Raw genomic sequence first — 13,144 nt, 5'->3', positions numbered from 1 at the left:
AAGGTGTAAGAAAATGGAAGAGATGAAGTTGAACAGCATAGAAGAGGCCGTAAAGGACTTTGAGCAGGGCGAGTTCGTAATTGTAGTGGATGATGAAGACCGCGAGAACGAGGGCGACCTGATTATCGCTGCCGAGAAGATTACAGCAGAGAAAGTGAACTTCATGTTGAAACATGCACGTGGTGTGCTCTGCGCTCCCATCACCATTGAGCGATGCAAGGAGCTCGATCTGCCACATCAGGTACAGGACAACACCTCGGTTCTGGGTACCCCCTTTACCGTTACAGTCGACAAGCTGGAGGGGTGCACCACAGGTGTAAGTGCCCACGACCGTGCCGAAACCATCAAGGCACTGGCCGACCCAACATCAAAAGCCGAGACATTTGGACGCCCAGGACATGTAAATCCTCTTTACGCCCAGGATAACGGTGTGCTGCGTCGTAGCGGACATACCGAAGCCGCTATCGACCTTTGTCGTATGGCAGGACTCTACCCAGCAGGCGCACTGATGGAGATCATGAACGAGGATGGCACCATGGCCCGTATGCCCGAGCTCATGGCCTTTGCCAAGGAGTGGAATCTGAAGATTATCAGCATTAAAGATATGATTGCCTACCGACTGAAGAAGGAATCGCTGATTGAGGTGGGCGAAGAGGTGGACATGCCAACCGATTACGGTCACTTCCGCCTGATACCCTTCCGTCAGAAGAGCAACGGACTGGAGCACATGGCGCTGATTAAAGGCGAATGGAAGGAGGACGAGCCTATCCTGGTACGCGTACACTCATCGTGCATGACTGGCGACATCCTGGGCAGCAAGCGCTGCGACTGTGGCGAGCAGCTGCACAAGGCCATGCAGGCCATCGAGAAAGAGGGCAAGGGTGTGGTTATCTACATGCAGCAGGAAGGCCGAGGTATCGGTTTGATGAACAAGATTGCCGCCTACAAGCTTCAGGAAGAGGGCTTTGACACCGTAGATGCCAACGTGCACTTAGGCTTTAAGCCCGACGAGCGCGACTACGGTTGTGGCGCCCAGATGCTGCGCCACATCGGTGTGCACAAGATGCGCCTGCTTACCAACAACCCCGTAAAACGCGTGGGTCTGGAGGCTTACGGCCTTGAGATTATCGAGAACGTACCCATCGAGGTTACTCCCAACCAGTATAATCTGCGTTATCTGGAGACCAAGAAGAACCGTATGGGACATACGCTCCACCTGAAATAACTCTCAATTTGTCGCAAATTCACCCAAGGAAAGTGAAAAAGTGGCACATTTATTTCGTATTCAAAAATAAAATGCGTAATTTTGCACAAAATTTTTAATCATATGGCACAATTATCTAATCGTCTGCAGCGTTTAGCCCCATCGGCCACGCTGGCAATGTCTCAGAAAAGCTCCGAAATGAAGGCGCAAGGTATCGATGTTATTAACATGAGTGTTGGAGAACCCGACTTCAATACCCCCGACGCTATTAAGGAAGCTGCTAAGAAGGCAATAGACGACAACTTTTCACGTTACTCACCAGTACCAGGTTATCCCGATCTGCGCAAGGCTATCGTAGCTAAGCTCAAGAACGAGAACCAGCTCGACTATACTGTAAACGAGATTCTGGTAAGCAACGGTGCCAAGCAAAGTGTGTGCAACGCTGTAATGGCTCTGGTTAACGACGGCGAAGAGGTGATCATCCCCACCCCATACTGGGTAAGCTATCCCCAGATGGTACTGCTGGCTGGTGGTACACCAAAGTTCGTAGAGGCCGGTTTCGACCAGAACTTCAAGATGACTCCCGAGCAGCTCGAGGCAGCCATCACTCCCAAAACACGCATGATTATCCTCTGCTCGCCCAGCAACCCTACAGGCAGCGTGTACAGCAAGGCTGAACTGAAGGCGCTGGCAGATGTCATTCTGAAGCACGACGACCTGTTTGTGCTGGCAGATGAGATCTACGAGCACATCAACTATATCGGCAAGCACGAGAGTATCGCCCAGTTCCCTGGCATGAAGGAGCGCGCCATCATCGTAAACGGTGTATCAAAGGCGTATGCCATGACAGGATGGCGTATTGGCTACATTGCTGCCCCAGAATGGATTGTAAAGGGCTGTAACAAGCTGCAGGGCCAGTATACCAGCGGTCCATGCTCAGTAAGCCAGAAGGCCGCTGAGTTTGCTTACGTAGCCGACCAGCAGTGTGTAGAGGATATGCGACAGGCATTTGAGCGCCGTCGTAACCTCATTGTGAAGCTGGCTAAGGACATCCCCGGCCTGGAGGTAAACGTGCCCGAGGGAGCCTTCTATCTGTTCCCAAAGTGCAGCAGTTTCTTCGGCAAGAGCGATGGCGAAACAACCATCAACAACTCTACCGATTTTGCTATGTATTTGTTGGAAAAAGGTCACGTAGCAACCGTTGGTGGTGATGCGTTTGGCGACCCTGAATGCTTCAGAATGAGCTATGCTTTGAGCGATGAAAACATCGTAGAAGCAATGAAGCGCATTAAAGAAGTGGTAGCAAAACTAAAATAATTCGGAAATTCATAGTTAAAATGTATTAATTAGGCTTGTATTCCGCTTTATTTTGCTACTTTTGCGAGGTGAAACAAATCTTTATTTATTTATAATAACTAAAAAATTAATTATTTTATGGCAACAACAACAAAGGCTGCAGCCCCAGCCAAAAAGAATTCGGGCTTTGGTGGTATTAAGGCAGCATGGATTATCCTGGTAATTTGTGCATTAGCTGGTTATGGTGTATGGTACTTCGTAATGGGTAACCCCGACAACTTCGTTGGTGGCGATCGCAGCGGTCATCCTGCAAACCTGCTGGGTACTGTTTATAAGGGAGGTTTCGTAGTAGGTCTGATCCTGACTCTTCTCTTCACCGTTATCTGCCTGGGTATTGAGCGTTTCTTCGCTATCAAGACCGCTTCTGGTAAGATCAACCTCGCTAAGTTCACTGCACAGGTTAAGGAGCTCATCAAGGCTCAGAAGTTCGACGAGGCTGACAAGCTTTGCGACAAGATGCAGGGTTCTGTAGCTAACGTAGTTAAGGCTTCTATCGCCGCTTATAAGGACGTTGAGGGTAACGACACTCTGAAGAAGGCTGCTAAGGTTGCTAAGATCCAGCAGGCTCACGAGGAGGCTACTCAGCTCGAGATGCCTACTCTGCAGATGAACCTCCCAATGGTTGCTACCATCGTATCTCTGGGTACTCTGACCGCTCTGTTCGGTACCGTACTTGGTATGATCGGTTCGTTCCAGGCTCTGTCTGCTGGTGGTGGTGCTGACTCTATGGCTCTGTCTGCAGGTATTTCTGAGGCTCTGGTTAACACAGCTTCTGGTATCTTGACATCATGGGTAGCTACCGTAGTTTACAACTTCTTCTCAAACAAGATCGACAAGCTGACATACGCTCTCGATGAGATTGGTTACACAATCGCCGCTACATACGATTCTAACCACAACGAGGCTTAATTTTTTACCATTCATTTATTAACGCATTAAAGCAATTAGAGAATGGCAAAAATTAAGATACAGAAAAAAGACATCTGGATTGACATGACGCCAATGTCAGACGTGATGACGCTGCTTCTGTGTTTCTTTATGTTGACTTCAACATTCTTGACACCAGAACCAGTTCAAGTCACAGCGCCTAATTCTGTGTCTGAGGTTAAGATACCAGAGCAGGATGTGCTCAACATTCTGGTAACTCCAGAGGGACGCATCTACTGTGGTACCGAAAACAAGAACAACATGCAGGCCATGTTGGAGACCATGACAGACAAGTTTGGTATCCAGCTGAACGCCAACCAGATTAAGCACTTCCGCGAGGATGCTATGGTTGGAGCTCCAATGGCTCAGCTTGGTAACTATCTGAACCTCGATACAGAAAAGATGGGTGAGGCAATCCAGAAGCTCGGTCTGCCGCTTGATAGTATCAACGGTGGTAAGAGCGAGTTCCAGGAGTGGGTTACAGCAGCCCGCGAGGCAAACCCCGACATCAAACTCGCCATCAAGTGCGATTCTAAGACTCCTTATGCTTCAATTAAGAAGTTGATGTCAGAGCTCCAGGATATGAGCGAGAACCGTTTCCAGCTGATCACGAATCTCGATGTTAAACGTTTAAACGACTAGTAGTATTATGGCAAAAAAGAATCTATCAAAGCAGAAAAAGATGGATACCCGCGTGAACTTCACGCCAATGGTAGACATGATGATGCTTCTTATCACCTTCTTCATGCTGTGTACTACACTGGCTAAGCCGCAGGCTATGCAGCTTACCATGCCGTCAAACGACGACACCAAGCAGATGAACGAAGAGGATAAGCAGGTAACAAAGGCTTCTCACACTATCACACTCTATCTGGGTGCTAACGACAAGGTTTGGTATGTAGCTGGTCTGCCCAACTACGACGATCCTTCATGCGTAAAGCCAACCAGCTATGGTAAGGATGGTATCGAGAAAGTTCTTAACGAGCACACTACTGAAGAGGGTGTTAACCCTGTAGCCAAGATTAAGATGGCAAAGAAGGAGCTCGATGCTAAGAAGAATGAGTACAACTCAAAGATGACCGACGAGCAGTATCAGGAGGCTCTGAAGAAGCTGAAGAAGGGTGAACTGCCCTCAGGCGAGAAGGTGCCTACTATGACCGTCATCATCCGTCCTCTCAACTCAGCTACCTATGAAAATATGGTTGCTGCGCTCGACGAGATGCTCATTAGCAATATTGATAAGTATGTGATTGACAATGTCGACAAGATGAGTGACGACGATAAGGCTCTCATCGAGAAGGCTGGCGTCAAGTAACCCCTAAAATGTAGAATAGACTATGGCAAAAATAGATCTTATTGACAACAGCTGGGTCGACCTCGTATTCGAAGGTAAGAACCAGGCATACGGAGCTTATCAATTGCGCAAGAGCACAGGTACACGTAACCTGAAGGCACTGATCACTATGTTCGTTGGTTTTGCTATCATCGCAGCCATCGTCATCGCTAAGGTGTCTTTCGATAATTACATGGCCGCTCGTAACGCTGCTATCGAAACCGACGTAGAGCTCGCCAGTCTGGCTGAGAAGAAGGAGGCTAAGGTAGAGCGCAAAGATGAGCCCGAAATTGAGAAAATTGAGGTAGAGAAGGTAAAGAGTTCAGTAGCCTTCACCGTTCCTGAGATTAAGAAAGACTCTGAGGTTAAAGAAGACCAGGAGATGAAGTCACAGGAAGAACTTCAGGAAACTAACACTGCAATCGGTGCATTCGATGTAAAGGGTGACGATGATGCAGCTGGTGAGGTACTGAAGGTTAAGGAAACTATCGCAGAACCCGAGCCACCAAAGGTTGAAGAGACCAAGGTATTCGACGTGGTAGAGGAGATGCCTCAGTTCCCTGGTGGTAGCTCAGCTCTGTTCGAGTATCTGTCTAAGAATATCAAGTATCCAGTAGTAGCCGAGGAGAACGGTGTACAGGGTCGTGTAGTTGTAACCTTCGTTGTAGAGCGTGATGGTTCTATCACCGACGTTAAGGTTGTAAAGAGCGTTGACCCCTCACTCGACAAGGAGGCACAGCGCGTTGTTAAGTCAATGCCACACTGGATTCCTGGTAAGCAGAACGGTAGCGCAGTACGTGTAAAGTACACCGTACCTGTAACATTCCGCCTGCAGTAATGCTCAACAAAATTTGAAATGAACGCATTCAACAAAATATATCATTTAGTTGGATTAACACTGATATTAGGCTTGTTCCCTGGATGTGGGAACAAGCCTAATCCTGAAAAGGAACAAGCATATCAGAAGGCTGCCAGCATACTGACGGCCGACGAAAGTTTCTTCCCCATCATCGATGAGGAACTATATTATTTTACTAATCAGACCCTCGACTCTATCACACCCGTTTACATCAACGAGCAGGATGCAGTTAAGAAGCTGATGAAACAGGAAACATGGCTGGCATTCACCACACGCGACTTTACCAAGAAAGAGCGTCAGGACCTGATTGCCCAGAAGTTCCTGCCAAGAGCCATCCCTGTTGCTTACGACGGACTGGCCATTATCGTAAACAACTCAAACCCCGACTCGTGCATTACCATTAAGGATTTTGCACGTATCCTGAAGGGCGAGATTACCAAGTGGGACGAAATTTACCCACAGAACAAGCTGGGAGTCATCGACGTGGTATTCGACAATCCACTCTCGAGCACCGTTCGCTGGTGTGTTGACTCAATCCTTGGTGGCAAACAGTTTAAGGCCCCCAACATTGGAGCTGCCAAAACAAGTGCTGCCGTTATCGACTATGTTGAGAACCACCCCAACTCACTGGGCATCATCGGTTCGAACTGGCTGAACGACAAGCGCGACACCACCAATGTTACCTTTAAGAAGAATATAACAGTGATGGGCGTTTCAAAGCTCGACTCGGCAACGAAGCATAACAGCTGGAAGCCCTATCAGTACTATTTATATAATGGCAACTATCCCCTGCGCCGCACTATCTACGCCCTGCTGAACGATACCCGCAACGGTGTACCAAGCAGCTTCACCCACTTTGTGCAGCTACCTAAGGGACAAAAGATTATTCTGCGCTACGGATTACTGCCACGCACAGCCAATATGAACGTTAGAGATGTAATTGTAAACAACAAATAATTTAAACCAAATTCTAATCAAAACGTCATAAAAGAGAGAACAGTAAACAGAATGTAGAACTTAAAAACAGAAATTATGAAAGCAATTAAATATCTAGTTATGGGTGCGTTGCTGACAGGTTTCAGCGCCACCGCTAATGCACAGGAAGCAGAGCTCAATGCAGCTCTCGACGGTATTAAGTCAAAGGCTCCTAATGTAGCCGAGTTAGCAAAAGTTGCCTACAAGAAGAACAAGAAGGATGCTGCTGCGCTGATTAAGATCGGTCAGGCCTTCTATGCTCAGAAGGACACAGCAAATGCCCGCTTGTTTGCCAACTACGCTAACGAAGCCGGTAAGCCTAAGTATCAGTTCGCTCCTGCCTATCTGCTGTTAGGCGACATCGAGTCGGCTTACGGAACAGATGGTGGTAAGGCTGCAGGTTACTACAACCAGGCTATCACATTCGACCCAAAGAATCCTGAGGGTTACAAGAAGTGGGCTATGGTATATCGTAAGATCAGCCCAAGTCAGGCTGCCAAGAAGCTGCAGGAAATGAAGGCTCAGTGCCCCAACGAGGATGTTGATGCTATCACAGCTCACATCTACATGCTGGCTGGTGATGAGAAGCAGGCTTACGAGAACTATGCCAAGGCAAACATCGGCAAGCTGGATAAGCTGGGTCTGAACGAGTTTGTACGCGCCAGCTACTTTACTGGTCACTTCCAGGATGCACTCCGTGCTGCCGAGGCAGGTATCAAGCTCGAGCCACGTAACCCAACATTCAACCGTTTGGCTATGTTCTCAAACTACGAGTTGAAGAACTACGAGGCTGCTAAGGATTACATCCACAAGTACTTCTTTGAGACCGACAGCGCCAAGGTATCTGAGTACGACCACTTCTACACAGCTCTGATTTATCAGGCTCTGGAGGATAAGGCTAACATGTATGCTCACTACGACGAGGCTCTGAAGCTGGTTAACGATCAGTCGATGATTAAGCGCTGGGCTATCCTGAAGAGCGTATCTGACTCATATCTGAAGGACAAGGAGTTCGACAATGCCATCAAGTACTACGATCAGTATCTGGCTTGCAAGCCCGATGTAAACTCTGACGATATGGAAGGTATTGCTAAGATTTACTCTAAGTATGCTGACGAGGACGAGGCTCGCAAGGCTGAGTTCATCAAGAAGGCTATTGCTGCCTACCATGCTATGGCTGAGAAGTTCCCTGTACAGAGCACATACGCTGCTTACCAGTGCGCTACAATGAATAACAAGCTGGACAAGAACGGTGAGAAGGGTCTTGCTAAGCCCGACTACCAGAAGGTTGTAGAACTGCTCGAGGGTAAGGCTGATCGCACTAAGGGCGAGGACATCATGCTGAAGTACAGCTTGCACTACCTGATGTCGAATGCTTTCTTGTTTGGCAAGAACAAGGCATTGGCTAAGGAGTATGCTAACAAGATTCTGGCTATCGACCCAGAGTATCCTGCTGCTAAGCAGATTCGTGATCTGAAGTAATTCAAGCATTACAATACAAAGAAAGAGGTGTTCAGCAATGAACATCTCTTTTTTATGTGATTATTTTCCAATAAAGAAAACAGGTGTTTCCTTATTGGAAACACCTGCTATACTTTCAATATGTCCTATCTTATTAGGGAAGGCTGATAGCCTCAGAGGGACAAACAGAAGCACAAGTACCACACTCTGTGCAGAGATCGGGGTTGATAGAATACTTCTCACCCTCAGAAATAGCCTCTACTGGGCACTCACCCTGACATGTACCGCAAGCGATGCAGTCGTCACCAATTACATATGCCATAATTCTTAATCAATTAAATTGTTAATACTGTTAATACTCACTTTTAATGATGCAAAGGTACAATAAAAATTTGTTCATACCAAACTTTAGGTAGAAAATTTATATAATTTATACAATGTCGAAATAAGAATTACTATAATAAAATGACAATTTTTGCGTTATTATATATGTATGAGAATTAGAATTCTATCCATCATAGCAACACTCTGCATCGCCACAAGCTGTATAGCCCAACGACGATACGTGATACAGCACAAGCCATATATCGACTTGCGCCCTATGCACTTTGGCATAGCTGTAGGCATGAACCTGCAAGATATTGAGTTTGAAACCGAAGCGCCTATCGTGTGCGATGCCGACCGCTGGAATACCGGATTCTCGGTAGGTGTACTGGCCGACATGCGCTTATCCAACAATCTGAACCTACGCATAGTACCCACCATGCACTTTGGCGCCAAGCACCTTACTTTGCACAAGTTGGACGAGACAGACACCCACGGGAACCCAAGAACAGAGACACAGGACCTGAAGAATACCTATCTTTCGGTACCCATCGACCTGAAGTTTTCGGCCCAGCGATGGAACAACATCCGACCTTATATGCTGGCAGGTGTTAACGGCATGATAAATCTAACCAACAAGAGTCAGGAGATAGTGCAACTGCAGCGTACCGACCTGATGCTGGAGCTTGGCATGGGATGCGACCTGTATCTGCCCTTCTTCAAACTGGCACCCGAATTGAAGTTCTGCTATGGCTTAGGCAACAGAATCGACAAAAGTCACGTGGCCGATATCAAGGACGACTATAAAAAAACGTATGCCAACTCGATCAAAAGCGGGCATACGAAGATGATTGTATTAACGTTCTACTTTGAATAAACTTACTTCTCGAACGTAAGCACCATTTTGCCGATAAACACGCCGTGCTTACCATTCTGGTCGTCAGGAATCTGCTTGCCTGTCTTATCAGGTGCGTACTCCAGTGTGGGCATGTAAGTGTGGGTATGTCCACCCAGCACCAAGTCGAGTCCCTGCACCTCGCTCATAAACTTATGATCGGGATACTCAGAAATCGCCCAGCCCAAGTGTGAGAGACAGATTACCACATCGCACTTCTCGCGACGGCGCAGAATATCGATATACTTCTTCGATGTCTCAATAGGATCGAGGAACTTTACGCCTTCGCAGTTCTTATTAGCCACCAGTCCCTTCATAGGAGCACCCAAGGCATAAACACCAATCTTCAGGCCATTACGCTTCAGGGTGATATAATCCTTTACCAAGCCTTCGCAAGGTGTGCCTGTAAAGTCGTAGTTCGAACAAACTACAGGGAAATTAGCCATACGGAACAGCTTGGCCATATTCTCAAGTCCAAAGTCGAACTCGTGATTACCGATGGTAACAGCATCATATCCCATCTGATTCATCAAGCCAATCTCTACCTCACCCTTGAAGAGGGTATAGAAACCAGAGCCCTGCGAGAAATCACCTGAGTCGAAGAACATCAGATCAGGATGCTGACGGCGCTCTTCCTTAATCATATTAATACGACGCAAAAAGCCACCGCGACCAGCCAGATCCTTATTATCAAGATTCTCGTTAAGCGGCATAATGCACGAGTGGGTATCGTTGGTATGCAGCACTACAAGCTGCTTCTTGGTTTTAGCGCTGGCAGATACAACAATCAGGAGCGCAACCATTATAATAAGATGAAATTTACGCATAGCTTACTGAATTTTAATACGTCCTTCAACTTTAGAATCTACTTCAACACCACGAGCCTGATGATCCTTGAAATAGTTCATAAGCAGGAATCGGGTGTTATTGCTCTTTGCATCGGGGGCGATAATATCCCTACCCTCTTTAAGTACAGGCATACCATCGTTACCCTCAATCAGGTAGTTGATAGTGGCAATACGATAATCGGCCTTTGGGTCGATTTCCTTACCATGCAACATACCCGACAGCAGATTACCATCCTTAGTGGCCACAATCTCTACGCCATGACTTACACCCTCGCCACCACGATGGGCAATCTGAGCATACAGCGTAAGAACCTGCTCGCCTGTAAGTGTTATAAAGCAAATCTTGTTCTCGAAAGGAGCCACATCCAGCACATCGCCATAGGTTACCTTACCCTTTGTCAGGTCGGCACGGATACCCCCCATATTGTAAATACCCAATACAGGATCCTCGCCATAATCCTTACCCGACCATACCAGAATATCAGCCAGGAGATTAGAAAGATCACTCTCAGGACGTGTGGCATGCATGTTACGTGCCACGGTACCAACAATGGGTCCCATAATGCTGTCGTTTACATGCTTGTAAGGCTCAAGAAACTTCACAGCAGCCTCATCAGGATTCTGATCGTAGCGACTATCTACAATCACACGAGTGCGCTCAATACCAGTAAGTTGGAATTGTTTTGGTGCACACGAAACCAATAATAAAGAGGCTAATGAAGCATAAAAAATATGTCTTTTATCCATCTCAACTTAATTTAATGGTGCAAAAATACAAAAAATATCCGAAATATTTCTTTGATTCCAAAAAAAGTTGTACCTTTGCACCTGCTTTTCGGCGTAATCGCTGGCAGGAAGTTTCGTGAGGCCTGTTATGTTGCGTTGGAACGATACAACAATTTTATTAGTTATAAAGTACAATGGATTTAATTAAGATTGCTGAAGAAGCATTTGCAACCGGCAAGAAGTTCCCAGAGTTCAAGGCTGGTGACACAATCACTGTCGCTTACAAAATTATCGAGGGTTCAAAGGAGCGTATCCAGCTCTATCGTGGTGTAGTAATTAAGATTGCTGGTCACGGTGACAAGAAGCGCTTCACTGTACGTAAGATGTCAGGCACCGTTGGTGTAGAGCGTATCTTCCCAATCGAGTCTCCCAACATTGAGAGCATCGAGGTTAACAAGGTAGGTAAGGTTCGCCGCGCTAAGCTTTACTATCTGCGCAAGCTCACTGGTAAGGCTGCTCGTATTAAGGAGAAGCGCCACAACGTTGGTGAATAAAAAAGAAAAAGAGGCTGCACCTAAGTGTGCGAGCCTCTTTTTTTATTCCCCATGCAGGGCGTGCTGAAAATCATCCCAACTCTGAAATCCTGCTAACAGCGCCAAACGGTCGAGTGTTTTCTTATCAGGTTTCTTCAGAATCTCCTTCTCTACTGCTTCCAGCAGCTTTCGAAGCGCCAATCGTTTCTTCTCCATGTTAATAATTTAAGTTTGGTGCAAAATTACAAAATTATTTTGTACCTTTGCACACAGAAATAAAAAAATATCGCAAAAATGAAAGAATTAGCACTCAAGTACGGATGTAATCCCAATCAGAAGCCCTCGCGCATTTTCATGACTGAGGGTGAGCTACCCATCGAAGTCATCAACGGTCGTCCTGGATATATCAACTTCCTCGACGCTTTCAATGCCTGGCAGCTTGTTAAGGAGCTGAAGGCTGCTACCGGTCTGCCCGCAGCAGCTTCGTTCAAGCACGTAAGCCCTGCCGGTGCTGCAGTTGGCCTGCCTCTGAGCGACACACTGAAGAAGATCTACTTTGTAGATGACGTGAAGGACCTTGATGAGAGCCCTATCGCCTGTGCTTATGCCCGCGCCCGTGGTGCCGACCGCATGTCAAGCTATGGCGACTTTGTTGCTCTGAGCGACACCTGCGATGCTACCACCGCCAAGTTGCTGAAGCGCGAGGTTAGCGATGGTGTAATTGCTCCTGATTTCACACCTGAGGCTATCGAGATACTGAAAGATAAGCGTAAGGGTACCTACAACGTGATTAAGATTGATCCAAACTACGTACCCGAGCCTATCGAGCGCAAGCAGGTATTCGGCATTACCTTCGAGCAGGGTCGTAACGAGATTAAACTCGACGACGATGCACTCTTCGAGAACATGCCTACACAGAACAAGACCTTTACAGCCGAGGCTAAGCGCGACCTGATTATCGCACTCATCACCCTGAAGTACACTCAGAGTAACTCTGTATGCTACGTAAAGGATGGTCAGGCCATTGGTATCGGTGCTGGTCAGCAGAGCCGTATCCACTGTACCCGTCTGGCTGGTAACAAGGCAGATATCTGGTGGTTGCGCCAGCATCCAAAAGTGATGAACCTGCCTTTCATCGACAACATCCGTCGTGCTGATCGCGATAACACCATCGACGTTTATATCTCAGAGGACCACGACGATGTACTGCGTGATGGCACCTGGCAGCAGTTCTTCAAGGAGAAGCCCGAGGTGCTGACGATGGAAGAGAAGAAGGCTTGGATTGCTCAGAACACCAAGGTAGCTCTGGGTAGCGACGCTTTCTTTCCCTTTGGCGACAATATCGAGCGTGCTCATAAGAGCGGCGTAGAGTTTATTGCTCAGGCTGGTGGTTCAGTTCGCGACGACAATGTAATTGAGACTTGCGATAAGTATGGCATCGCAATGGCATTTACTGGCGTTCGTTTATTCCACCATTAAATTGTGAAATTGTAAATTGTCAAATTGTAAATTCATGGACGATTTTCAGAACATTCTTGAGAACGGCATCAACTTCGGACGTGGAGGTGACAAGCCGAAAGACGATGGCAAGGTGAAAACCAAGGCCAAAAAGAAAAAGTATATCACTGGTGCTCATGGTAGTGGCTCTGCAAGGCAGAAAGCCAAATACCGTGAGCAACGGGCCAACAGGCATAAGAAATAAC

At 47.1% G+C, this 13,144-nt stretch carries 16 protein-coding genes; 12 read left to right on the top strand and 4 right to left on the bottom strand.

Annotated features, from left to right (window positions below):
- The first annotated feature begins 13 nt into the window (after positions 1-13).
- From BLU97_RS07830 to BLU97_RS07795, 8 genes are all read left to right on the top strand, one after another.
- Complete coding sequence (locus BLU97_RS07830; RefSeq protein WP_074761007.1) at positions 14-1,225, top strand: bifunctional 3,4-dihydroxy-2-butanone-4-phosphate synthase/GTP cyclohydrolase II; 1,212 nt, start codon at positions 14-16, stop codon at positions 1,223-1,225.
- A gap of 102 nt (positions 1,226-1,327) precedes the next feature.
- Complete coding sequence (locus tag BLU97_RS07825) at positions 1,328-2,521, top strand: pyridoxal phosphate-dependent aminotransferase (protein ID WP_013063435.1); 1,194 nt, start codon at positions 1,328-1,330, stop codon at positions 2,519-2,521.
- A gap of 117 nt (positions 2,522-2,638) precedes the next feature.
- Entirely contained in the window at positions 2,639-3,469 is an 831-nt protein-coding gene (locus BLU97_RS07820) for a MotA/TolQ/ExbB proton channel family protein (protein ID WP_033149615.1), read from the top strand.
- Positions 3,470-3,511: 42 nt separating this feature from the next.
- Positions 3,512-4,129 (top strand): ExbD/TolR family protein, encoded by a 618-nt coding sequence (locus tag BLU97_RS07815; RefSeq protein WP_073047368.1) that lies wholly within the window; start codon positions 3,512-3,514, stop codon positions 4,127-4,129.
- Between the two features lie 7 nt (positions 4,130-4,136).
- Positions 4,137-4,802 (top strand): ExbD/TolR family protein, encoded by a 666-nt coding sequence (locus BLU97_RS07810; RefSeq protein WP_013064302.1) that lies wholly within the window; start codon positions 4,137-4,139, stop codon positions 4,800-4,802.
- A gap of 22 nt (positions 4,803-4,824) precedes the next feature.
- Positions 4,825-5,658: an energy transducer TonB gene (locus BLU97_RS07805; RefSeq protein WP_073047370.1), complete on the top strand. Its 834-nt coding sequence runs from the start codon at positions 4,825-4,827 to the stop codon at positions 5,656-5,658.
- An 18-nt stretch (positions 5,659-5,676) separates the two neighbouring features.
- Positions 5,677-6,636 (top strand): PstS family phosphate ABC transporter substrate-binding protein, encoded by a 960-nt coding sequence (locus tag BLU97_RS07800; RefSeq protein WP_074761006.1) that lies wholly within the window; start codon positions 5,677-5,679, stop codon positions 6,634-6,636.
- A 75-nt stretch (positions 6,637-6,711) separates the two neighbouring features.
- Entirely contained in the window at positions 6,712-8,136 is a 1,425-nt protein-coding gene (locus BLU97_RS07795) for a tetratricopeptide repeat protein (RefSeq protein ID WP_139208931.1), read from the top strand.
- A 133-nt stretch (positions 8,137-8,269) separates the two neighbouring features.
- On the opposite strand, the gene BLU97_RS07790 is transcribed toward BLU97_RS07795, so the two are convergent.
- A complete protein-coding gene (locus BLU97_RS07790; RefSeq protein WP_013065171.1) occupies positions 8,270-8,437 on the bottom strand; it encodes a 4Fe-4S binding protein in 168 nt (55 codons plus the stop codon).
- A gap of 171 nt (positions 8,438-8,608) precedes the next feature.
- Between BLU97_RS07790 and BLU97_RS07785 the strand changes: the two genes are divergently transcribed.
- Positions 8,609-9,316 (top strand): porin family protein, encoded by a 708-nt coding sequence (locus tag BLU97_RS07785; RefSeq protein ID WP_074761004.1) that lies wholly within the window; start codon positions 8,609-8,611, stop codon positions 9,314-9,316.
- Positions 9,317-9,318: 2 nt separating this feature from the next.
- On the opposite strand, the gene BLU97_RS07780 is transcribed toward BLU97_RS07785, so the two are convergent.
- Together BLU97_RS07780 and BLU97_RS07775 are read right to left on the bottom strand one after the other, a co-directional pair.
- Positions 9,319-10,161 carry a bifunctional metallophosphatase/5'-nucleotidase gene (locus BLU97_RS07780; protein WP_074761003.1) on the bottom strand — a complete coding sequence of 281 codons (843 nt, stop codon included), beginning with the start codon at positions 10,159-10,161 and terminating at the stop codon, positions 9,319-9,321.
- 3 nt (positions 10,162-10,164) lie between these two features.
- Entirely contained in the window at positions 10,165-10,929 is a 765-nt protein-coding gene (locus BLU97_RS07775) for a 5'-nucleotidase C-terminal domain-containing protein (RefSeq protein WP_074761002.1), read from the bottom strand.
- Positions 10,930-11,102: 173 nt separating this feature from the next.
- On the opposite strand from BLU97_RS07775, the gene rplS reads away from it, so the two are divergent.
- Complete coding sequence (gene rplS / locus BLU97_RS07770) at positions 11,103-11,462, top strand: 50S ribosomal protein L19 (RefSeq protein WP_013065233.1); 360 nt, start codon at positions 11,103-11,105, stop codon at positions 11,460-11,462.
- A gap of 42 nt (positions 11,463-11,504) precedes the next feature.
- Here rplS and BLU97_RS16040 read toward each other — a convergent pair whose 3' ends face one another.
- Positions 11,505-11,657, bottom strand: a complete 153-nt coding sequence (locus BLU97_RS16040; RefSeq protein WP_155267466.1) for a hypothetical protein — start codon at positions 11,655-11,657, stop codon at positions 11,505-11,507.
- Between the two features lie 78 nt (positions 11,658-11,735).
- On the opposite strand from BLU97_RS16040, the gene BLU97_RS07765 reads away from it, so the two are divergent.
- Positions 11,736-12,920: a phosphoribosylaminoimidazolecarboxamide formyltransferase gene (locus BLU97_RS07765; RefSeq protein ID WP_013064049.1), complete on the top strand. Its 1,185-nt coding sequence runs from the start codon at positions 11,736-11,738 to the stop codon at positions 12,918-12,920.
- Positions 12,921-12,954: 34 nt separating this feature from the next.
- Positions 12,955-13,143, top strand: a complete 189-nt coding sequence (locus tag BLU97_RS07760) for a hypothetical protein (protein ID WP_013064993.1) — start codon at positions 12,955-12,957, stop codon at positions 13,141-13,143.
- The last annotated feature ends 1 nt before the right edge of the window (position 13,144 follow it).

This window comes from Xylanibacter ruminicola (genome assembly GCF_900107775.1).
GTDB lineage: Bacteria > Bacteroidota > Bacteroidia > Bacteroidales > Bacteroidaceae > Prevotella > Prevotella ruminicola_C.
This window is presented reverse-complemented; position numbering and strand designations above follow the sequence as displayed.